Below are 21,043 nucleotides of genomic sequence, written 5' to 3'. Positions count from 1 at the left end.
GCGGACCCCTTCCGCCGGATTACCGTTCAAGATCATCGGGTACGGAAACCGCCGTCCGGACCCGGTCCGGTACCGCAACCACCAAAAACGGACACATCGGTGATCGGGGTCAACATGGAGCTGAACGAGAACGCGCGGGTCGACACCAGCCAGGTGGACGACCGGCGAGGGTCCGGCGGAGGCGGCGGGATGGGCATTCCGATCCCGATCGGCGGCGGCCGCGGCGGGATCGTGGGCATCATCATCGCCGTGCTCGTCGCCCTGGTGGGCGGCGGGTTCGGCCTCAACGCCGCCACCAACGGCGGCGGCTCCGAGCAGGGCGACAACACCTCGCTGGAGCAGAAGTGCTCGGCGCAGGACGCGCTGGAGCAGCTCGACTGCCGCAACACCCTCTACGTCAACTCGATCCAGGCGTACTGGCGTACCGCCATGCCGGAGGCGTTCGGCGAGCAGTACAAGCCGTCGAAGACGGTGTTCTTCAGCCAGAACGTCAGCACCGCCTGCGGCGCCGCCGACTCCGGGGTGGGCCCGTTCTACTGCCCGGCCGACGACCAGGTCTACATCGACCTCACGTTCTACCGGCTGCTGGCCGACCAGCTCGGCGCCAAGGGCGAGTTCGCCCAGCCGTACGTGCTGGCCCACGAGTACGGCCACCACGTGCAGGACCTGCTCGGCACCGAGGCGCAGATGCGCCGCCAGCAGCAGCGCGACCCGCAGAGCGCGAACGCGCTGTCGGTGAAGCTGGAGCTGCAGGCCGACTGCTACGCCGGCGCGTGGGCGAAGAACGCCACCGGCACCGCCGACGAGCGCGGGCAGAAGATCTTCAAGAGCATCACCGAGCAGGACATCTCGCAGGCCATCGACGCCGCCGAGAAGATCGGCGACGACGCGATCCAGGAGCGCTCCGGCCGGCCGGTGAACCCGGACGAGTTCACCCACGGCACCTCGGAGCAGCGCAAGCAGTGGTTCACCAAGGGCTTCACCACCGGTGACCCGAAGTCCTGCGACACCTTCGGTTCGGGGGCCTGAGCCGTTCCGTGCACCGGCCCGCCCCGCCGCCGACGGCGGCGGTGCGGGCCGATGTCGTTTCCGGGGCCGGTCAGGCCGGCAGGGTCACCTGACCCGGGGTGGACCGGTTGACGGTCGTCCCGTCACCGAGCTGGCCTCCGCTGTTGTCGCCCCAGCACCACAGGCCGGCGTCGGTACGGATCGCGCAGCCGTGATCGGTGACCGCGAGTCCGCCGGTCCAGCTGGTGGCCGTACCGACCTGGGCGGGCGCGGACCGGTGGGTGGTGCTGCCGTCGCCCACCTGCCCGGCCGAGTTCTTGCCCCAGCACCACAGGCTGCCGTCGGTGCGGGACGCGCAGGTCGTGTCGCTGCTCGCGGCGATCCGGTTCCACGTGGTGGCGGTGCCGATCTGCACCGGCGCGGTCCGGTACGTGCCGCTCACGCCGAGCTGCCCGTACCCGTTCTCACCCCAGCACCACAGCGCGCCGGAGCGGACCCCGCAGGTGTGCGCGTACCCGGCCGCCACGCCGGTCCACCCGGTCGCGGTGCCGACCTGCGCGGGCGCCGTCTGGGGCGCGAGGTTGCCGAGCCCGAGCTGGCCGTCCGAGCTGGACCCCCAGCACCAGAGCGTGCCGCCGGTCCGGATACCGCAGGTGTGCCCGTAGCCGGTCGAGACGCTCACCCAGTCGGTGGCCGTGCCGACCTGCAACGGAGTGTTCGCGACGTACGGCGAGGCGCCGACGCCCAGCTGGGTGGTCCGGTTGAAGCCCCAGCACCAGAGCGTGCCGTCGGTGCGTACCGCGCAGGTGTGCTGAGGGCCGGCGTCGACCCGGGCCCAGGTGGTCGCGGTGCCGACCTGCACCGGGGCGCTGCGGCTGGTGGTGGTCCCGTCGCCGAGCTGGCCCCGGAAGTTCGAGCCCCAGCACCACAGCGTCCCGTCCGTGCGTACCGCGCAGGTGTTTCCGGAGCCGGCGTCGACGCCGGTCCAGGTGGCGGTGCCGACCCGCGCCGGGGCGCTGCGGTTCGTGGTGGTCCCGTCGCCGAGCTGGCCGCCGTAGTTCGAGCCCCAGCACCACAGTCCCCCGTCGGTGCTGATCGCGCACGTGTGCGCGCCGCCCGCGGTGACGCTGGTGACGGTGGGCGCGGCGAGCGCGGCGCGCTCGACCGGGCCGGCGGCCGCGTTCGCCGTACCGGCCGTCAGTGTCGCGGTGAGCACAAGGCTTCCGGCGCTCATCGCCGCCGCGGCGACGAGGAGCCTCGTCGCACGGCGCCACCGGGCCCGCAGCCGGCCGTCCTGATATCCGCTCATGAAGTTGTTCTCTCCCAACGATGTCGGATGGCGGAGGCGAAGCGGGCCCTGCGGGTCGCCCGGAGACCCGCCGCTTCGTGACACCGACCTTATGCATCGAGTCGATTCGATGCATCATCGACGAGCGGGATTGAGCCGTCTTGAGGTGATCTTTCCTGTTCAGCGGACCAGGATGTGGACCGCCCGGGCGGCGGCGACGGCGGCCACCAGCACCGCGTGCCGGGGCTCCGGCACGTCGAGCAGGCGCGGCGCGCGCAGCGCCGCGAGCGGGGCCAGCCGCCGGTCGGCCAGCACCGTGTCCACCGCGCGCCGGTCGCCGCCGCACACCAGCGCCGCCAGCGTGCCCGCCTCCGGCAGCAGCAGGCGTACGGCCAGCTCGGCCGCGTCGCCCAGCGCGGCCTTCGCCTGGTTGTCGCGCCGCCGGGCGAACCGCTGCTGGGACCAGCCGCCCGCCGCGGTGCGCCCCTGCACGTACCGGGTGTCCACCTTGGAGACCACCAGATCGGTGCCGTCGGCGACACCGACCGCCACCGCGCCCTTGCGGGCCAGGAGCAGACCGAGCCGGCGGGCCGCCGTGGCGGAAGCGACGAATCCGGGTACGTCAGCCGACGCGCTCGCGCCGGGCGGGGTGTGCAGCTCGGCGGTGGCGTCGTCCGGGGCGGTGAGCAGCAGCCCGTACTCCTGGACCGTCGTGGTCGGCGGGCCGTGCCGGTCGGTGAAGCCCTCGACCCAGCGGCCGACGCGGCCGGGGTCGACCTCGACCCACCGGCCGCCCCCGGCGGCGGGTCGGCTGCTCATGGCCCGACGGTACGCCATCGACGGAACCCGAGACGCAACGCGGGAGGACACCGGTGCCGGTGCCCTCCCGCGCGTGTGCCGCGTGATCAGTGGACGGTCAGGTTGCCGCCCTTCAGCTTGACCTCGGCGGTCGCGCCGCCCGTCCAGTCGGACGAGAAGAGCAGCGAGCCGCCCCGCCACAGGGTCACCCCGACGGTGTCGTTCCTGCCGGGTGCGCCCCGGTCGGTCACCGTCACGGCCAGGGTCAGACCGGAGGCCACCAGCTTGCCCCTGCTGTCGTACAGGGCGGCCTGGTAGCGCACCTGGGCGACCTTGCCCACCGAGGTGACGCCGAGCGCGTCGACGGTGCCGGCCTCGATCGTGTACGACTTCCCGCCGGAGCGGAACTCGACCTCGGCCTTGCCCGTGGCGGGCTTGTTCGCCTTGCCCGGCTTCGCGTTCAGCTCCACCTCGACGGTGGAGTTCACGTCGGCCGGGTAGGTCCCCGCCGAACGGGTGGCGGTGAACTCGCCGCCGCCGGTGAGGAAGCCGCCGTCGGAGACGGCGACTGTCACCTGGGCGGTGGTGCTGCCCGTGTAGTTGCCGCCCACTGTCGCGGTGACCGCGTGCGTGCCCTTCGGCAGGGTGGCCGTGCACGCCGCGGACGCGGTGGTGGTGGCCGTGCCGAGCAGGTCGAGCACGCCGGTGCAGAGCGTCACGCCGCCCTTGGTGAAGGTGACTGTGGCGGTACGGATGTCACCGGCCGTGGTGTCCGTCGCCCCGGGCAGCACCGAGCTGTCCCGGACCACGGCCCGCAGCAGCGCCTGGCCGGACGCGCCGCCGGTCACGGTGTTGACGAGCGTGTCACCGGCCCAGCTGACGGCCGTGTCCTCGGCGGCGACGGTGACGGTGAACGAGGTGCTGCCGGTCAGCCCGGAGCCGTCGGACACGGTCACGGTGACCGGGTAGTCGCCCGGGACCGCCGTGGTGGTGCCGGCGACCGTCCAGGTGCGCGACCCGGGCCGGGCGTCCGTCGCCGAGGTGCTCGTGACGGCCAGGGAGAGGCCGGCGGGCAGCCCGGTGGCCGCAGCGCTCAGGTCCGCGCCGACGGTGTCGCCGTCGGTCGCGGTGACCGTGACGGCTGGCGAGAGCGCGTCGCTGTACTGGACGCGTACGCCGCCGGCCGGGGCGGTGCTGGTGACGGCCGGGGCGGACCGGATGGTGAAGTCGGCGTCGTTGACGTCGAAGAAGACGTTGCCGACCGCCTCGATCTTGATCCGGGCCTTCCCGGTCGCCACGTTCGGCAGCGTCACCGTCGCGGTGCCGGTGTTCGCGGTCTGCTCCGCCAGCACGTACGGGAAGGTCAGCCCGCCGTCGGCGGACAGCGAGATCTTCACCTGGGTGGCGTTCACCGGCGCCACGTCGGTGCCGGCCACGTCCCACGTCACGGTCTGGGTCGAGCCGCCGTCCAGGACGGCCGCGGTGTCCTGCGAGGTCACCAGGAACGGACCCGCGTCCGGCGCCAGGACCACGGCGACGTCGGCGCTGCCGATGCCGCCGCCACCCAGTCGCCCGTCCCGGGCGGTGAGCTTGAAGTGCAGGGTCCGGTCACCGGCCATGCCGACCCAGTCGCGGGTGGGCAGGAACTCCGAGTAGCAGTCGACCAGTTCGGCGGGCACGTTCGAGGCGCCACCGGTGGCCGGCGGCGCAGGCGGGGCCGGGCAGGTGCCGGTGACGGCGTTGGTGTTGCCGGCCAGGATCTGCGCCATGTCCGGGAAGACCCGGGTCGAGTCGGTGGTGACCGAGTTCAGACCCGGCGAGTGGTACTTCAGCGTGTCCGTCGGCGACACGATCGCCGCCTCGCCGAACACCCGGAACAGCGGACCGTTGACCTTCGTGTTGTTCGTCAGCGCGGTGCCGGTCATGGCGCCCCTGTCGTTCTGCTCCCACAGGTACGTGACCGTGTCGCCGTCGGCGTCGGTGGCGCTGCCGGTCAGCGCGAACGGCGTACGCACCGGGATGGTGACGGTCTCCGGGACGGTGACCACCGGGGCGTGGTTGGTGGTCTCCTCGACCAGCCAGCCGCCGTTGTCGATGGCGCCGCCCTTGGCCGTCTCGCCGACGAAACCGGAGGCGCCGGAGACGTTCGTCAGCTCCAGCGACGCCACGTTCGTGGTCGTCAGCGTGCCGCCGAAGGTCACCTGGAAGCCGTTGTCGTTGAGCGTGCCGCTGCCACCGAACGCGGCCACGGTGACGGTCGCACCGGCCGGCCAGCCGGCGATGCCCTCGATGGCGGCCTTGATGCCGGCGGTGGTGTAGTTGACGCCCCGCACGATCGGCGCCGAGTCGCTGCCCGCGTAGCTGACGGTGAACGAGTCGCCGTCGGCGTCGAACCCGTACAGCGAGACGTTCTGCACCTCGTTGATCGCCGGACGGTTCGAGGTGACGTAGTTGGTGATCTCGGTGTAGCTGCGGTGCGACCAGTACGGGTCGCTGTGCGGCTGGAGGTTGTCCTGCTGGCAGATGCCCGCGTACGCCATGATCGACGAACCGCTGCCCGGCTCGTACGAGTTGGCCGCGCTGCGGTTGCCGCCCGAGCAGTTGTACTGCGTGCCGTTGAACGTGTGGTTGCCGGCGAACTGGTGACCCATCTCGTGCGAGACGTAGTCGACCGCGTAGAAGTCGCCGACCGGCGTCGGCAGGCCGGTGCAGCCCTGCGCCTTGCCGTTGCCGCCGATCACGCCGAGGCTCGCCACGCCGCCGCCGTTGACGCCCAGGCCGACGTGGCCCACGTCGTAGTTGCTCGCGCCGACCAACTGGCCGAGCACGATCCGGTTACGGCTGAGCGTGCCGCTGCCGCAGGACGTGAGCTGCGCCGGCGTGAAGCAGGCCGCCGCGCCGCACGGGCCGTTCGGCTCGGTGGCCAGGGCCGGCGTGTTCAGGTTCGTCTTGTCGGTGTCGTTGATCAGCACGAGCCGGATCGCGGTCTCGTCCTCGTAGATCTGGGTCACCCGGTTCATCAGCGTCACCTTCGCGGCGGTGACGTTCTCCGCGCCGAAGTAGGTGGCGTACGACGGGTCGGTCACCAGCGCCACCCGGTAGGTGCGCAGCTTCACCAGCGGCCCGGCCGGAACCTCCGCCTCGGCGATCTCCTCGGCCAGCGCGTGCGCCTCCTGCGTGACGTCCTCACGCTCGACGAACTCCCCCTCGGGGTGCTCCAGGTCGCGGGCGAAGTAGCTCGCGTAGAGGCTCTGGTCGCGCTGGTAGTACGGGTCGATGTACCAGTTGCCCTCGGCCGAACGGACCGAGGCGTGGAACCCGAGCGGGGTGAGGTCCGCGCGGATGGTCGCCGTCGGGTCGTCCAGGCCCTTGCCGGCGTACGTGGTGATCTCCGGGTGCTTCGCGGCCAGGCCGGCCTCCATGACCGGCGAGTCGACCAGCTCGAAGCGCTGGAACGTGCCGTCCGGAGCGGGCAGCGACACCACCTGCTTCGCCACCCGGGCCACCGCCACGCGGTCCTCGGCCGGCGCCTTGTCCAGCAGGCCCTTCATGGTGCCGCGGTCCAGCTTGTACGCGGCCAGCCGCTTGGCCTTGACGGCGGCGTTGCGGCCCGCCTTCGTGGCTGCCGGTTTGCCGTCCACCTTCTGCCACGGTCCGTGGACGCCGGGTGCCGCGGAGACGGGCGCGGGCGCGGCGAGAACGGGAAGCGTCGCCGCGGCCAGCGCGGCGACGAGGAGGGCAGCGGTCCGTCCGCGCCGTGCGGGTTGCCGGTCGCGCGGCGGGCGCCCGAGGGTGATCCTCAAGTCTTCTCCCTGTTCGGTCGGGTGTGGACCGACACACGACCGGCGGGGATGACCGGACGTACGTGAACGGTCCACGGATTGTTCCGTGACCCTAGGACCACTCGCGAGCCCGAACATCACCCGCAAAGACGATGTGGTTCTACCTGGACGGTGATCCGGGTCGTCCCGGCCTACGGGATCCGCGCTTCGCGCAGCGGAGACAGCCGACCGGACGGCCGAGCACACCTGTGGTCGGACGCGGGACCGGAACGGTGCCTTCCGTCAGCCGCAACCGCCGGTTCGGCCGATCCCCGGGTAACGGATCATGAACCGGTCCGCAATCGGCCCGACACATGGCCGTGTCCACGTCGGTCACACGCCGAGCACCGTGGCGACGGCGAGAGCGGCGATGATGACGCTGGACAGCAGCGCGGTGACCCGCCGCCCCCGGGCGCCGGTGAGGGCCCGGCCGATCAGCGAGCCGCCCCCGGCGATCAGCACCTGCCAGCTCGCCGAGGCGAGGAACACGCCGAGGGTGAAGGCGGCAGCGGCCGGCGGGCCGGAGTCGAGCACGTCACCACGGCCGAGGACGAGCGCCACGAAGTAGACCACAGTGGCCGGGTTGAGCAGGGTCAGCGCGAGAACCGCGCCGAACGCCCGCACCGGCGTGTCCAGGCCACCCCGCGCGCCCGGCTCCTGTGTCGTGCCCGGCGGGTGCGTGGTGGCCGACGGGCTCGGCGGGTGCGTTGGGGCCGGTGGGCGCAGCGCGCGCCAGGCGGTGAGGCAGGCGAGCGCCAGCAGCACCCCCGCGGCGACCAGCCGCAGCGGACTCGCGAACGGCGCGAGCCCGCTCGCCACCGCGGCCCCGCCGAGCGCCGCCACGGCAGCGTAGAGCCCGTCGGCGGTGGCCACGCCGAGCGCCGCGGCCGCACCGACCCGGAACGAGGTACGCGCGCTGAGTCCGAGAATGAGGATCGCGATCGCGCCGACCGGAATGGCGACGCCGTAGCCGGCGACCAGGCCGGCCAGGAACGCCCCGGTCACGACGACGGGTGATGGGTCGAGGCGGCCGAGGGCAGGCTGCGCTGTCGACGCGCGGCGGCGGCCGCACGGACAGGAGCCTGCTTCGGGTACGCCTCGATCACCCGCTCATCCTGCGCCCCACTCCCTCACCCCGCGACCGCTTTTCCCGCGCGCCCGCACGCGCACCCCGCGGCTGGGCTGGGCTGGGCTGGGCTGGGCTGGGCTGGGCTGGGCTGGGCTGGGCTCGGCTGGAGATCTTGGTACGAATCTGCCTCCCCGGGGGCGATCTCATACCAAGATCTCGCCGCCCACGGCCCGCCACCGATGGCAGTGCCGTCAGCCCACCTTGATCGACACCACCACGCCGAGGTGGCGGCATCAGACCCACTCCGACCACACCACTTCGGCGAAGTGGTGTCGATCAAGCCGAAAAGGCGGACAGGTTCCCACAACGAGGGAGCGGGATCCCGGCATGAGGGAGGCGAGGAGGTCTCAGAAGGAAACGGCCACCCAAGGGGCGATCTCATACCAAGATCTCGCCGTTCCCGGCCCTGCCGCCGGTGGCAGTGCCGTCAGCCCACCTTGATCGACACCACTACGCCGAGGTGGCGGCATCAGAGCCACTCCGACCACACCACTTCGGCGAAGTGGTGTCGATCAAGCCCGCAGACACCACGGGCGCGGCACCCCCTCTTGTCAGGGGTGCCACGCCCGTGGCGGTGACCGGGGAACGGTCAGACGTTGAAGCCGAGTGAGCGGAGCTGGTCGCGCCCCTCGTCGGTGATCTTGTCGGGGCCCCACGGCGGCAGCCAGACCCAGTTGATCCGGATGTCGTTGACGAGGCCGCCGCCGGGACCGGTGGTCAGCGCCTGCCGGGCCTGGTCCTCGATCACGTCGGTCAGCGGGCAGGCCGCCGAGGTCAGCGTCATGTCCAGGGTGGCGACGTTCTCGTCGTCGACGTGGACGCCGTACACCAGGCCCAGGTCGACCACGTTGATGCCCAGCTCGGGGTCGACGACGTCCTTCATCGCCTCCTCGATGTCACCGATCGCGGCCTTGCCGCCGACCGGGGCCGCCGCACCCGCGGCCGCACCGTCGGCAACAGTCCCGTTGACGGCGGTGCCGTCCGTCGCCACCGCGCCGGCCTCGGGGGTCATGTTCTCGTCGCTCATGCCTTCACCTCCGGGCTCACGCCCACCCCGGCGCGTGCCGCGGCGTCCTTGAACGCCATCCACGACAACAGCGCGCACTTGACCCGGGCCGGGTAGCGCGCGACACCCGCGAACGCCACCCCGTCTCCGAGCACGTCCTCGTCCGGCGTGACCTGGCCCCGCCCGGACATCAACTGCACGAACGCCTCGTGCACCACGGCGGCGTCGCTCGCGGCCTTACCGCGCAGCAGCTCGTGCAGGATGCTCGCCGACGCCTGACTGATCGAGCAGCCCATCCCGTCGTACGAGATGTCGGTGAACACGCTGCCGTCGGTCGCCACCCGTACGGTGATCTCGTCGCCGCAGGTCGGGTTGACGTGGTGCGCCTCGCCGACCCGGGCGGCCGGGTCCGCCGCGTCCCGCAGGCCACGGCCGTGCGGGTGCTTGTAGTGGTCCAAAATGATCTCTTGGTAGAGAGATTCAAGTTGCATCAGTCGAACACCTTCCGCACCTGCTCCAGACCCGCCACCAGGGCGTCGATCTCCGCGGTGGTGGTGTAGAGGTAGAACGACGCCCGCGTCATGGCCGGCACCCCGAACCGGGTGCACACCGGCTTGGCGCAGTGGTGCCCCACCCGCACCTGCACGCCGAGCGAGTCGAGCACCTGCCCGACGTCGTGCGGGTGCACGTCACCGAGCGCGAACGAGATCGTCCCGCCCCGGCCCACCGGCACCGTCGGGCCGAAGATCCGCAAGTCCGGCACGGTGGCGAGGGCGTCCAGCGCGTACGCCGTCAGCTCCTTCTCGTGCCACTGGATGGCCGGCATGCCGATCGCGGTGAGGTAGTCCACGGCCGCGCCGAGCGCCACCGCCTCGGCGATCGGCGGGGTGCCCGCCTCGAACCGAGCCGGCGGCGCGGCGAACGTCGAGCCCGCCATCGTGACCGTCTCGATCATCGAGCCGCCGCCCATCACCGGGGGCATCGCGGCGAGCAGCTCGCCCCGGCCCCACAGCACGCCGATCCCGGTCGGGCCGCACATCTTGTGCCCGGTGAAGACGATGAAGTCGGCGTCGTAGTCGACCACGTCCATCGGCAGGTGCGGCACCGACTGCGAGCAGTCGAGCAGCAGCAGCGCGCCGACCTCACGGACCCGCGCGGTGATCCGCGAGGTGGCGTTGACGGTGCCGAGGATGTTCGACATGTGCACCAGCGAGACGATCTTCGTCCGCTCGGTGACCAGGTCGTCCAGGCCGGACTCGTCGAGCCGGCCCTGGTCGGTGACCGGGAACCAGCGCAGCGTCGCGCCGGTGCGCTCCGCGAGCAGCTGCCACGGGACGATGTTCGAGTGGTGCTCCATCTCGGAGATCACGATCTCGTCGCCGGGGCCCAGCCGGAACCGGGGGTCGCCGTCCGCGCGCAGCGAGGCGTTGGAGAACGCGTACGCCACGAGGTTGATCGCCTCGGTGGAGTTCTTGGTGAACACCACCTCGTCCACGCTCGGCGCGTTGATGAACGCGGCGATCTTCGCCCGCGCGCCCTCGTACGCCTCGGTGGCCTCGGTGCCCAGCGTGTGCACCGAGCGCGACACGTTGGCGTTGTGCAGCGCGTAGTGCTCGGCGAGCACGTCGAGCACCTGCCGCGGCTTGTGCGAGGTGTTCGCGCTGTCCAGGTAGACGAGCGGGTGACCGTTGACCTCCCGGTCGAGGATCGGGAAGTCGGCCCGCACCTTCGCCACGTCGAAGCGCGGCACGTCGTCGTACTGCGGCATGCCCGCCGGGATGGCCATCGAGGTCATGTCGAGTCTCAGGCCCGCGCCGCGCCGGCCCCGGCGACGTACCGCTCGTAGCCCTCTTCCTCGAGCTTGTCGGCCAGCTCGCGGCCGCCCTGCTCGACGATCCGGCCGGCCACGAAGACGTGCACGTAGTCGGGCTTGATGTAGCGCAGGATGCGGGTGTAGTGGGTGATCAGCAGCAGGCCGGTGTCGCCGGTGTCGCGCACCCGGTTCACGCCCTCGCTGACCACGCGCAGCGCGTCGACGTCCAGGCCGGAGTCGGTCTCGTCGAGGATGGCCATCTTCGGCTTGAGCAGCTCCAGCTGCACGATCTCGTGCCGCTTCTTCTCGCCGCCGGAGAAGCCCTCGTTGACGTTGCGCTGGGCGAACGCCGGGTCCATCTGGAGCTTCTCCATGGCACCGCGCAGCTCGCCGGCCCAGGTGCGCAGCTTCGGCGCCTCGCCGTCGATGGCGGTCTTGGCGGTACGCAGGAAGTTGGCCACCGACACGCCGGGGACCTCGACCGGGTACTGCATGGCCAGGAAGAGGCCGGCGCGAGCGCGCTCGTCGACGGACATGGACAGCACGTCCTCGCCGTCGAGGGTCACCTCGCCGCCGGTGATCTCGTACTTGGGGTGACCGGCGATCGAGTACGCCAGCGTGGACTTGCCGGAGCCGTTCGGGCCCATGATGGCGTGCGTCTCGCCGGAGCGCACGGTCAGGTCGACCCCGTGCAGGATCGGCTTGAGCTCACCCTCGGGCAGCTTGACCGACACCTTCAGGTCGCGGATCTCCAGGGTGCTCATCAGCGGGTCACTCCATTGCTCGGCAGCGGACGGCCGTCGCCGTCCACGGAAAGGTAGATGTCACCGTCGCGGACTTCGACGGCATAGACGGGTACGGGTTCGGTCGCGGGCAGCCCGGTGGGCTCACCGGTACGCAGGTCGAAACGGGATCCGTGCAGCCAGCATTCCAGCGTGCAGCCCTCGACCTCGCCCTCGGACAGCGCCACGGCGGCGTGCGAGCACTCGTCGTGCACGGCGTAGAACACGTCGTCCTCGCCGTGCACGATCGCGACCTGCACGCCGTCCACGTCGGCGCTGATCGCGGTGCCCTTCGGCACGTCCTCGGTGGAGCAGATCTTGAGCATCAGGCGCCGGCCTTCGCCAGCCGGGCCTCAATGGCGTCACCGAGGCGCTCGCGCAGGTCCTCGACCGGGATCTTGTTGATCAGCTCGGCGAAGAAGCCGCGCACCACCAGGCGCCGCGCCTCGGCCGCCGGGATGCCCCGGGCCATCAGGTAGAACAGCTGCTCGTCGTCGAACCGGCCGGTCGCGCTGGCGTGCCCGGCGCCGGCGATCTCGCCGGTCTCGATCTCCAGGTTGGGTACGGAGTCGGCCCGCGCGCCGTCGGTGAGCAGCAGGTTCCGGTTGATCTCGTACGTGTCGGTGCCGGTGGCCTCGGCGCGGATCAGCACGTCGCCGACCCAGACCGTGTGCGCGTCGTCGCCCTGCAGCGCGCCCCGGTAGCCGACGTTGCTGCGGCAGTCCGGCACGGTGTGGTCGACCAGCTGCCGGTGCTCCAGGTGCTGGCCGGAGTCGGCGAAGTAGACGCCGTACAGCTCGGCCTCGCCGCCGCGCTGGGTGTACTCCACCGACGTGTACTGCCGGACCAGGTCGCCGCCGAGGCTGACCTGCACGTGCAGGATCCGGGCGTCGCGGCCCAGCCGCACCTTGAGGTGCTGCGCCTGCACCGCGTCGTCGGCCCAGTCGGCGACGGTGACCAGGGTCAGCTTCGCCCCGTCGCCCACAGTCACCTCGACGTTGTCGGCAAGCGTGGCCGAGCCGACGTGCTCGATCACCACGGTCGCCTCGGCGAACCGGTCCACCTCGACGAACGTGTGGCCGAAGGCGAGCGCCTCGGCGTTCTCGCCGACCACCCGCAGGCGCACCGGCTGCTCCACCACCGCGTCGCGGTCGACGCGCACCAGCAGCGCGCCGTCGGCCCCGCCGTACGCGAGCGCGCTGACCCGGTCGAACGGGGTGAGCACGCTGCCCATCCGAGGGTCGTCCCGGCCGATCCGGTCGACGGTGACGCCCTCGGGCAGGTCACCGTACTCGTGCCGGACCGTGCCGGTCGCGCCCTGCGCCGACCCGGTCAGGCCGCGCAGGCGCTTGAGCGGGGTGAAGCGCCACTCCTCCTCCAGGCCGGTCAGGGCCGGGAAGTCGGCGACGTCGTACGAGCGGAGCGCCTGCGACTTGGTCGTGGGCGGTGCGGAAGCCTGGGTAGTCATCTCTTCCTTGGTCTGTTCTACGACGAGGTGTCAGGTGAGGCGGAGGGCGGGCGGCGTCAGCCGACCGCGCCCTCCATCTGCAGCTCGATCAGGCGGTTGAGCTCCAGCGCGTACTCCATCGGGAGCTCCTTGGCGATCGGCTCGATGAAGCCGCGCACGATCATCGCCATCGCCTCGTCCTCGCTCAGGCCCCGGCTCATCAGGTAGAAGAGCTGGTCCTCGCTGACCTTGGAGACGGTCGCCTCGTGCCCCATCGACACGTCGTCCTCGCGGATGTCGACGTACGGGTAGGTGTCGGAGCGGGAGATCGTGTCGACCAGGAGCGCGTCGCACTTGACGGTGCTCTTGCTGCTGGTCGAGCCCTCCAGCACCTGCACCAGACCGCGGTACGAGGTGCGGCCGCCGCCCCGGGCGATCGACTTCGACACGATGGTCGAGGAGGTGTGCGGCGCGGCGTGCACCATCTTGGCGCCGGCGTCCTGGTGCTGGCCCTCACCGGCCATGGCCACCGAGAGCACCTCGCCCTTGGCGTGCTCGCCGGTCATGTAGACCGCCGGGTACTTCATGGTGACCTTGGAGCCGATGTTGCCGTCGACCCACTCCATGGTCGCGCCCTCGTGGCACACGGCGCGCTTGGTGACCAGGTTGTAGACGTTGTTCGACCAGTTCTGGATGGTCGTGTACCGGCACCGGGCGTTCTTCTTGACGATGATCTCCACGACCGCGCTGTGCAGCGAGTCGGAGGAGTAGATGGGCGCGGTGCAGCCCTCGACGTAGTGCACGTACGCGCCCTCGTCGACGATGATCAGCGTCCGCTCGAACTGGCCCATGTTCTCCGTGTTGATCCGGAAGTAGGCCTGCAGCGGGATGTCCACGTGCACGCCCTTCGGCACGTAGATGAACGAGCCACCGGACCAGACGGAGGTGTTCAGCGCGGCGAACTTGTTGTCGCCGACCGGGATGACCGTGCCGAAGTACTCCTTGAACAGGTCCTCGTGCTCCTTGAGCGCGGTGTCAGTGTCGAGGAAGACCACGCCCTGCTCCTCCAGATCCTCGCGGATCTGGTGGTAGACGACCTCGGACTCGTACTGCGCCGCGACACCGGCGACCAGGCGCTGCTTCTCCGCCTCCGGGATGCCGAGCTTGTCGTAGGTGTTCTTGATGTCCTCGGGCAGCTCCTCCCAGGAGGTGGCCTGCTTCTCGGTGGACCGCACGAAGTACTTGATGTTGTCGAAGTCGATCCCGGTGAGGTCGGCGCCCCAGTTCGGCATCGGCTTGCGGCCGAACAGGCGCAGGCCCTTGAGCCGCAGGTCGAGCATCCAGGCCGGCTCGTTCTTCTTGGCCGAGATGTCCCGCACCACCGCCTCGCTGAGGCCGCGCTGGGCGGACGCCCCGGCGACGTCGGGGTCGGCCCAGCCGTACTCGTAACGGCCGAGGGCCGCGAGCTGCTCCTCCTGGGTCAGGGGCTGGACGATCTGCTCGGTCATCTATCTGTCCTCACAGTGGTGACGGTGGAACCGGACTGGGCGGGAATGTGCGTGGTGCACACGCCGTCGCCGTGCGCGATGGTGGCCAGGCGCTGTACGTGAGTGCCGACCAGACGGGAGATCACTTCGGTCTCGGCCTCGCACAGCTGAGGGAACTCGGCGGCCACGTGCGCCACCGGGCAGTGGTGCTGGCAGAGCTGGCCGCCGGAGGCGATCGTGGACGCGTTGGCAGCGTAACCCTCGGCGGTCAGCGCGCCGGCGAGTGCCTCCGCTCGCGCGAGCGGGGCGTCTCCGGCGTCCTCCATGGCCGCCCGGCAGCGGGTCTCCAGCGCGGAGACCTGCTCGGCCGCGAACGCCGCGACCGCCTCGGTGCCGCCGGTGCGGGCGATCCACCGCAGCGCGGCGGTGGCCATGTTGTCGTAGTGGTGGGTGCCACAGCGACCGCGGCCCGCCTCGGTGAGCGCGAAGACCTTGGCCGGGCGACCGCGCCCGCGACTGCCGCGGACGGTCTGGTCGCGGGCGACCACGTCACCGTCGGCGAGCATCGCGTCGAGGTGGCGGCGGATCGCGGCCGGGCTCAGGCCGAGCGCCGTGCCGAGCTGCGCGGCGGTGGTGGGACCACGCTCCAGCAGCAGCTGGGTGACCCGGTCGCGGGTCGACAGGTCGGCCGGAGCGGTCTCCCGCTCGCCGGGCCGTACGCCGCGACGTGCGCGCGAACCACCGGCGACCGGACCGGTCACCGGCGTTCGGGAGAGCGCCGCCGCGTTTTTCACAACGCCAACGTTACGTAATTCGCGGAGGGCCCGCAAACCCGGGGTCCGGTGATTCCGACCACCGGGGTGCCGGAGTCACCCGATCGGGATCAACTACGGTGCGTAGGATTCGCTCCGTGAAGCGATCCGTCCGGTTTCCGGTCTCCGCCACGCTGCTGCGCCGCCTCGCGCTCGCCTCGATCATCGCGAACGTCGCGATCGTGGTCACCGGCGGGGCCGTCCGGCTCACCGCCTCCGGCCTCGGCTGCCCCACCTGGCCCCGGTGCACCGAGGACTCCTACACCACCACACCCGAGATGGGCGTGTACGGGGTGATCGAGTTCGGCAACCGGCTGCTCACCTTCGCGGTCGGGATCATCGCGCTCGCCGTGGTGCTGGCCGTGCTGGCGCACCGTCCGCGCCGCCGCGGGACGCTGCCGCTGGCCGTGGGCGTGCTGTTCGGCATCCCGGCCCAGGCGATCGTCGGTGGCATCACCGTGCTCACCAACCTCAACCCGTGGGTGGTCGGGCTGCACTTCCTCGCCTCGATGGCGGTGATCGCGGTCGCGTACGCGCTCTGGCGGCGCATCAAGGACCCGGACGGGCCGGTGTCCCCGACCGTGCCGGCGCCGCTGCGTACGCTCGCCTGGATCACCACCGCGGTGAGCGCGTCGGTGCTGGTGGTCGGCACGTGGGTGACCGGCAGCGGACCGCACGCCGGCGACCACGGCGCGGCCCGCAACGGCCTGGACCCGGCGGCGATCTCCCAGGTGCACGCCGACGGCGTCTTCCTGCTGATCGGCCTGTCGGTGGCGCTGTACTTCGCGTTCCGGGCGGTCGGCGCGGCGCGGGCGGCGCGGGCCGCCGCGGTGCTGATCGCGGTCGAGCTGGGCCAGGGCGTGATCGGCTTCGTCCAGTACTTCACCCACCTGCCCGCCGTGCTGGTCGGCGCGCACATGCTCGGCTCCTGCCTGGTGCTGCTGGCCACGCTGGGCGTGCTGTGGGCGACCCGGGAGCGGCTGCCGGCCACCCCGGAGGCCCTGGCCGTGCCCACCGAGCAACGGGTGGGCGCCGCCGCCTGAGTGCGGGCGTTACCGCGCGGCGGGAGCGGGAAAGCGGTCCGGGTCACCGACCGTCCGCCCGAGGGGAGCTCCCCGTGTCGCGCAAGAGCCTCTCCACCACCACCCCGCAACGGCTGACCCCGGTCGCCGGCGCGCCGCTGTGGTGCGACGCCCGCGAGTACGGCCTCACCGGCGACGGGGTCACCAACGACCAGCCCGCCCTGGCGGCGCTGGTGGACCGCCTCGGCGCCGGGTACGACGCCGACGGCCGGGCGCGGGTGATCTACTGCCCGCCCGGCCTGTACTCGATCCGCGACGCGGGCACCGTCTGGCGCAGCGGCGTCTCGCTGCTCGGCGCCGGTCCGGCGGCGACCCGCTTCCTGCTCAGCAACGAGGGCAACCGCAGCGCGCCGGTCCCGCTCGCCTACTGGACCACAGTGCAGCACGGCGCGGACCGGGACCGGCACATCGCCGACTGCTCGTTCACCGACTTCGAGATCGACGGCTCCGGCGTGGCCCAGACCGCCTACGACTACCTGGCCAAGGGGCTGGGCCTGCAGTACGTGGTGCGCGGCGTGTTCCGCAACCTCTACATCCACCACACCGGCGCGACCGGTCTGGGCTGCGACTTCCTCCAGGACAGCCTGATCGACGGGGTGGTCGCGGTGGGGTGCGGCCGGCTGGACAACGGCGACCAGATGGGCGGCGCGGGGATCGGCGTCGGCATCGGCGGCTGGGGCGACGTGGAGCGCCTCACCATCGCCAACTGCACCACCATCGGCAACGGCACCAACGGCATCTTCCTGGAGCTGCAGAAGGACTACTGGACCCCGCCCCGTGGCATCCGGATCATCGGCTGCCACAGCCAGGCCAACCGGTTCGGCATCTCCGACTGGGGCGCGGACGGGCTGATCGTCTCCGGCTGCACCATGACCAACAACCTGGAGGCCGGCTTCGACGTGTCCGGCAACGGCACCGCCGGGGTGGCCGGGCGCGGCGGTCTGGTCACCGGCTGCGTGATCGACTACAACGTCGGCGACGGCATCAGCATGGGCAACACCCCCGGCCCGTACGCGGTCCAGGCCAACCGGATCAGCCGCAACGGCGGCTTCGGCTACCACGAGCACGACCTGGGCCACGGCTACCGGGGCGCGGCGGCCGACGTGGTGATCCAGGACAACGACATCCGGGAGAACGCGCTGGACGGCATCCGGATCGACCGGCCGATGCTCGACACGTCGATCGTCGGGAACCGGATCCGGGACAACGGCCGCCGCTCCGCCCCGGCCGGCACCGGCTCCGGCGAGGCGGTGCGGTACGGCCCCCGCGAGGTCACCGACGGCAACGCCGACTGGCCGGCCGGCGGGCACCGGGGCAAGGTGGTGCGGGTCGGCTCCCGCGACGCCGTGGTGTCCGACAACAGCGCCGACCGGCTCTCCCTGGCCGAGGTGCGCCCGGACGGCTCCACCGGCTGGAGCGCCGCCACGCCGGGGCCCGGCACGGCGTACGAGCTGCCCGACTCACCGCCCGCGTGCGGCGGCATCACGATCGCCGCGCCGTTCGACTCGGCCACCGTGCGCGGCAACCGGATCTGGCACCGGGACGCCGACACCCAGGCGTACGGCATCTGGGTCACCGAGGCGGGCAGTTGCGTCTCCTGCGCGTTCGAGGACAACGACCTGGCCGGCACCGAGGCCGCGCTGCGGCTGGACACGCCGCCGATCGGTGGCCGCTGGGCGCGCAACCACAGCGACCGCGACTGAGTACGCCGCCGCGTCAGGCGGCCGCCTCCGCGGCGAACGCCAGCACGACTAGCGTTCCGTTGCTGACGGCGTGGGCGAGGATCGGCACCCAGAGGTTGCGGTGGCGGTGCAGGAGCCAGGCGAACAGCAGCCTGGCGAAGAGCGCGCTGACGGTGTTGAAGACGCGGGGCAGGTGCACGACGGCGAAGAAGGCCGCCGACAGCACGACCGCGGCCACCGCCGGCAGCCGCGCGGCGAGCCCTCGGTAGAAGACGCCCCGGTAGGCGATCTCCTCGTAGAGCGCGGAGATCGACGCGCACCTGGCCCGGCTGGCGCCGGCACACACCTGACCCGGTCCCGTCCACGACGGCCGGCGGCCCGGCTCAGCGGCGGCGGGCCAGGTGGGTGAGCACCGCGTCGGCGAGCCGGTCCGGGGCGCCGTCGGCGTACCCGACGAACAGGCTCGGCTCGGTCAGCTCCAGCTCGACCAGCACGGGCGCGCCGTCCGGGCCGGGGATCAGGTCGACGCGGGCGTAGAGCAGGCGGTCCGGGCCGCCGGGCACCACCGCGAGCACCTTCTCGGCCACCGCGCGCTGCTCCGCCGTGGCGGCGCGGGCGTCGATCCGCTCCTCCTTGTAGAGCGCGGCCTCGCCCAGGTCCGGCCCGGTCAGCATCGGACCCTTGCGGATCGCGTGGCTGAACGCCAGGCCGCCGGGGCCGGCCAGGAACAGCAGCGCGGTCTCCCCGGCGGTGTCCACCGCGCCGAGGTACGGCTGGACCATGGTGACCCGCCCGGCGGCGGAGAGCCGCCGTACGTGGGCCATCGCGAGCTCACGGTGCTCCGGGTCGGTCAGGTCGTAGCGGCCGGTGTCCTGGCTACCAGCGCTCACCGCCGGCTTGATCACGTGCTCGCCGCGAGCCGGGGGCGTCCACGCCTGCCCCGGCTCGACCCACTCCGTCGGGACGGTGGGCACTCCGGCGGCGGCCAGCTCGGACAGGTAACGCTTGTCGGTGTTCCAGGCGACCACGTCGGCCGGGTTGACCAGGGCCGGCACCGTACGTGCCCAGGCCACGAACTCGTCCCGCCGCCGCGCGTAGTCCCACGGGGAGCGGAGCACGACCAGGTCGTACCCGGGCCAGTCCACCGAGGGGTCGTCCCAGACCGCGATCTCGGTGGTGACGCCGCGGTCGGCGAGCGGGACGAGCGCGAGCCGGTCGTCCGGGTCGAGGCCGGGCAGTTCGGCGCAGGTGACGAAAGCGACCCGGGGTCTCCCCCGGGTCGACTGGTGGTGGTTGGTCATTCGGTATATGTCAACGGGCCATCGTGCGCCGGGCCATCGACCGCCACAGGTCGTTGCTCGGACGCATCTGGTCCATCAGTTCACGCTCCCAGGCGTTCTCGACGTCGACCCCGGCCTTCGCGCAGGCCTGCCGCGCGACGTCCGTGCCGTCGGCGAACTGGTCTGCCCATACCCCGTCGGAACCCACGAGGACGATCCGTGCGCCGCGCTTGCCGACGTACTCGATGACCGCCTTCGCGCCGCCGTGTCCGGCGGCGAACGACTTGATGCCCGCGACCAGGCCGTTGGGGGCCTGCTCGGCGGTCTTGTCAGCCGTCAGCGTCGTATCGGAACCATCTGCCATGACGCGAAGCCTAAGCAGAGTTCCACCCGGATGTGCGAGAACCATGAACTGAATGTGATGCCAATTACCCATCGGTTTAAGAAGAACCACAGGTAATTCGCCCGTACATGTCGCTTATATCTGGGTGAAACGGGCGGGCGGGATCGTCACAATCTGTCCGGGTTGGACCCGTCCGGGAAAGCCCGAAAAAAATTTCTGATGAACCGCCGGACGGGCGGGTCAGAGCAGCGCGTCGAGCGCGACGGCCGCGAAGAGGATGGTGAGGTACGTCGTGGACCAGTGGAACAGCCGCATCGGCTTGACCGCCTCGCCGCGCGTCGCGCGCCGGCACAGCTTGTGCGCCTCGACGAGGAAGATCCCGCCGACCACGAGCGCCGTGACCCCGTAGATCGGGCTCATCCCGAGCGGCCAGACCGCCAGCGAGGAGAGCACCGTCAGCCAGGAGAAGCCGATGATCTCGGCGTTGACCCGCCGGACCGAGGCCACCACCGGCAGCATCGGCACCCCGGCGCGGGCGTAGTCGGCCTTGTACTTGATGGCCAGCGCGTAGAAGTGCGGCATCTGCCAGAAGAAGACCACAGCGAACAGGCCCCACGCGGCCGGCGCCAGCGAACCGGTCACCGCGGCCCAGCCGATCAGCACCGGCGCGGCCCCGCAGATGCCGCCCCAGAACGTGTTGGCGGCCGTGGTCCGCTTCAGCCACAGCGTGTAGACCAGGTCGTAGTAGGCGATCGCGGCCAGCGTCAGCACCGTCGCCAGCCAGTTCGTCGCCGCCGCCATCAGCGCCACCGAGACGGCCGCCAGCACCAGGCCGAAGACCAGGGCGCTGCGCGGCGACACGGTGTGCGCGGGCAGCGGACGGCGCTTGGTGCGCCGCATGAGCTGGTCGATGTCGCGGTCGATGTAGCAGTTGATGACGCTCGCCGCGCCGGCCGCGAGCGACCCGCCGACCAGCACCACGGCGACCAGCCACAGCGACGGCATCCCGCCGTGGGCGAGCATCATCGCCGGCACGGTGGTGACCAGCAGCAGCTCGACGATCCGCGGCTTGGTCAGCGTCACGTACGCCGCCACCACGGCGCGTACGTCCCGCCGGCCGCTCGCCGGCGCCTCCGCCACCGCGCCCACCGGCGACTGCCCGGCAGGGTTGCTGACGGGGCGCTCGGTGATCATGCTCACGGATTGCCACCTTCCGGCATCGGCGGGGGAGGTCGTTCGGCCCGGACCGCTGCGGGTCCACACAC

At 71.7% G+C, this 21,043-nt stretch carries 19 protein-coding genes; 3 read left to right on the top strand and 16 right to left on the bottom strand.

The window, feature by feature from the left end:
* The first annotated feature begins 114 nt into the window (after window positions 1–114).
* Complete coding sequence (locus M8C11_RS10070) at window positions 115–1,029, top strand: neutral zinc metallopeptidase (RefSeq protein ID WP_252449381.1); 915 nt, start codon at window positions 115–117, stop codon at window positions 1,027–1,029.
* Between the two features lie 70 nt (window positions 1,030–1,099).
* Here the strand turns inward: M8C11_RS10070 and M8C11_RS10065 are convergent, their stop codons facing one another.
* From M8C11_RS10065 to M8C11_RS10010, 12 genes are all read right to left on the bottom strand, one after another.
* Window positions 1,100–2,317 carry a hypothetical protein gene (locus M8C11_RS10065; protein ID WP_252449352.1) on the bottom strand — a complete coding sequence of 406 codons (1,218 nt, stop codon included), beginning with the start codon at window positions 2,315–2,317 and terminating at the stop codon, window positions 1,100–1,102.
* A 159-nt stretch (window positions 2,318–2,476) separates the two neighbouring features.
* Entirely contained in the window at window positions 2,477–3,115 is a 639-nt protein-coding gene (locus M8C11_RS10060) for an acVLRF1 family peptidyl-tRNA hydrolase (protein WP_162959015.1), read from the bottom strand.
* An 86-nt stretch (window positions 3,116–3,201) separates the two neighbouring features.
* Window positions 3,202–6,897: a M12 family metallo-peptidase gene (locus M8C11_RS10055; RefSeq protein WP_252449351.1), complete on the bottom strand. Its 3,696-nt coding sequence runs from the start codon at window positions 6,895–6,897 to the stop codon at window positions 3,202–3,204.
* A gap of 351 nt (window positions 6,898–7,248) precedes the next feature.
* Window positions 7,249–7,920, bottom strand: a complete 672-nt coding sequence (locus tag M8C11_RS10050; RefSeq protein WP_252449350.1) for a LysE family transporter — start codon at window positions 7,918–7,920, stop codon at window positions 7,249–7,251.
* 713 nt (window positions 7,921–8,633) lie between these two features.
* On the bottom strand, window positions 8,634–9,056 hold the full coding sequence (locus M8C11_RS10045) for a metal-sulfur cluster assembly factor (protein WP_374667721.1): 423 nt from the start codon (window positions 9,054–9,056) through the stop codon (window positions 8,634–8,636).
* Between the two features lie 11 nt (window positions 9,057–9,067).
* On the bottom strand, window positions 9,068–9,541 hold the full coding sequence (gene sufU / locus M8C11_RS10040; RefSeq protein ID WP_252449348.1) for a Fe-S cluster assembly sulfur transfer protein SufU: 474 nt from the start codon (window positions 9,539–9,541) through the stop codon (window positions 9,068–9,070).
* Window positions 9,541–10,845, bottom strand: coding sequence for a cysteine desulfurase (locus tag M8C11_RS10035; protein ID WP_252449347.1), 1,305 nt, complete (start codon window positions 10,843–10,845; stop codon window positions 9,541–9,543). Before M8C11_RS10035 ends, sufU begins: the two co-directional genes overlap by 1 nt.
* Window positions 10,846–10,853: 8 nt before the next feature.
* Entirely contained in the window at window positions 10,854–11,627 is a 774-nt protein-coding gene (sufC, locus tag M8C11_RS10030) for a Fe-S cluster assembly ATPase SufC (RefSeq protein WP_120568931.1), read from the bottom strand.
* Entirely contained in the window at window positions 11,627–11,971 is a 345-nt protein-coding gene (locus tag M8C11_RS10025; RefSeq protein ID WP_120568930.1) for a non-heme iron oxygenase ferredoxin subunit, read from the bottom strand. The genes sufC and M8C11_RS10025 overlap by 1 nt, the downstream gene beginning before the upstream one ends.
* Entirely contained in the window at window positions 11,971–13,113 is a 1,143-nt protein-coding gene (sufD, locus tag M8C11_RS10020; RefSeq protein WP_252449346.1) for a Fe-S cluster assembly protein SufD, read from the bottom strand. The genes M8C11_RS10025 and sufD overlap by 1 nt, the downstream gene beginning before the upstream one ends.
* A 56-nt stretch (window positions 13,114–13,169) precedes the next feature.
* On the bottom strand, window positions 13,170–14,600 hold the full coding sequence (gene sufB, locus M8C11_RS10015; RefSeq protein WP_073831403.1) for a Fe-S cluster assembly protein SufB: 1,431 nt from the start codon (window positions 14,598–14,600) through the stop codon (window positions 13,170–13,172).
* Complete coding sequence (locus M8C11_RS10010; RefSeq protein WP_091420402.1) at window positions 14,597–15,373, bottom strand: metalloregulator ArsR/SmtB family transcription factor; 777 nt, start codon at window positions 15,371–15,373, stop codon at window positions 14,597–14,599. Before M8C11_RS10010 ends, sufB begins: the two co-directional genes overlap by 4 nt.
* A 98-nt stretch (window positions 15,374–15,471) precedes the next feature.
* On the opposite strand from M8C11_RS10010, the gene M8C11_RS10005 reads away from it, so the two are divergent.
* Together M8C11_RS10005 and M8C11_RS10000 are read left to right on the top strand one after the other, a co-directional pair.
* Window positions 15,472–16,434, top strand: coding sequence for a heme A synthase (locus M8C11_RS10005; protein ID WP_252449345.1), 963 nt, complete (start codon window positions 15,472–15,474; stop codon window positions 16,432–16,434).
* Between the two features lie 74 nt (window positions 16,435–16,508).
* Window positions 16,509–18,176, top strand: coding sequence for a right-handed parallel beta-helix repeat-containing protein (locus tag M8C11_RS10000; RefSeq protein ID WP_121685540.1), 1,668 nt, complete (start codon window positions 16,509–16,511; stop codon window positions 18,174–18,176).
* Window positions 18,177–18,189: 13 nt separating this feature from the next.
* Here M8C11_RS10000 and M8C11_RS09995 read toward each other — a convergent pair whose 3' ends face one another.
* The 4 genes from M8C11_RS09995 to M8C11_RS09980 all read right to left on the bottom strand — a co-directional run bounded on the left by M8C11_RS09995 (window position 18,190) and on the right by M8C11_RS09980 (window position 20,978).
* Window positions 18,190–18,501, bottom strand: coding sequence for a CPBP family intramembrane glutamic endopeptidase (locus M8C11_RS09995; protein WP_252449344.1), 312 nt, complete (start codon window positions 18,499–18,501; stop codon window positions 18,190–18,192).
* A gap of 37 nt (window positions 18,502–18,538) precedes the next feature.
* Window positions 18,539–19,456, bottom strand: coding sequence for a RimK family alpha-L-glutamate ligase (locus tag M8C11_RS09990; RefSeq protein WP_252449343.1), 918 nt, complete (start codon window positions 19,454–19,456; stop codon window positions 18,539–18,541).
* Window positions 19,457–19,466: 10 nt separating this feature from the next.
* Window positions 19,467–19,799, bottom strand: coding sequence for a hypothetical protein (locus M8C11_RS09985; protein WP_013287454.1), 333 nt, complete (start codon window positions 19,797–19,799; stop codon window positions 19,467–19,469).
* A gap of 219 nt (window positions 19,800–20,018) precedes the next feature.
* Complete coding sequence (locus M8C11_RS09980) at window positions 20,019–20,978, bottom strand: heme o synthase (RefSeq protein WP_120568925.1); 960 nt, start codon at window positions 20,976–20,978, stop codon at window positions 20,019–20,021.
* Between the last annotated feature and the right edge of the window lie 65 nt (window positions 20,979–21,043).

The organism is Micromonospora sp. CPM1, assembly GCF_023896895.1.
GTDB classification, from domain to species: domain Bacteria; phylum Actinomycetota; class Actinomycetes; order Mycobacteriales; family Micromonosporaceae; genus Micromonospora; species Micromonospora tulbaghiae.
Note: the sequence above shows the minus strand (reverse complement) of the source record. Positions and strands in the feature narration are given on the sequence as shown.

What these genes read in the sequence shown, in the direction of transcription:
- M8C11_RS10070 (WP_252449381.1), top strand. Translation starts at nt 115, where the DNA reads ATGGAGCTGAACGAGAACGCGCGGGTCGACACCAGCCAGGTGGACGAC.
- M8C11_RS10065 (WP_252449352.1), bottom strand. Translation starts at nt 2,317, where the DNA reads ATGAGCGGATATCAGGACGGCCGGCTGCGGGCCCGGTGGCGCCGTGCG.
- M8C11_RS10060 (WP_162959015.1), bottom strand. Translation starts at nt 3,115, where the DNA reads ATGAGCAGCCGACCCGCCGCCGGGGGCGGCCGGTGGGTCGAGGTCGAC.
- M8C11_RS10045 (WP_374667721.1), bottom strand. Translation starts at nt 9,056, where the DNA reads ATGACCCCCGAGGCCGGCGCGGTGGCGACGGACGGCACCGCCGTCAAC.
- sufU (WP_252449348.1), bottom strand. Translation starts at nt 9,541, where the DNA reads ATGCAACTTGAATCTCTCTACCAAGAGATCATTTTGGACCACTACAAG.
- M8C11_RS10035 (WP_252449347.1), bottom strand. Translation starts at nt 10,845, where the DNA reads ATGACCTCGATGGCCATCCCGGCGGGCATGCCGCAGTACGACGACGTG.
- sufC (WP_120568931.1), bottom strand. Translation starts at nt 11,627, where the DNA reads ATGAGCACCCTGGAGATCCGCGACCTGAAGGTGTCGGTCAAGCTGCCC.
- M8C11_RS10025 (WP_120568930.1), bottom strand. Translation starts at nt 11,971, where the DNA reads ATGCTCAAGATCTGCTCCACCGAGGACGTGCCGAAGGGCACCGCGATC.
- sufD (WP_252449346.1), bottom strand. Translation starts at nt 13,113, where the DNA reads ATGACTACCCAGGCTTCCGCACCGCCCACGACCAAGTCGCAGGCGCTC.
- sufB (WP_073831403.1), bottom strand. Translation starts at nt 14,600, where the DNA reads ATGACCGAGCAGATCGTCCAGCCCCTGACCCAGGAGGAGCAGCTCGCG.
- M8C11_RS09990 (WP_252449343.1), bottom strand. Translation starts at nt 19,456, where the DNA reads ATGACCAACCACCACCAGTCGACCCGGGGGAGACCCCGGGTCGCTTTC.
- M8C11_RS09985 (WP_013287454.1), bottom strand. Translation starts at nt 19,799, where the DNA reads ATGGCAGATGGTTCCGATACGACGCTGACGGCTGACAAGACCGCCGAG.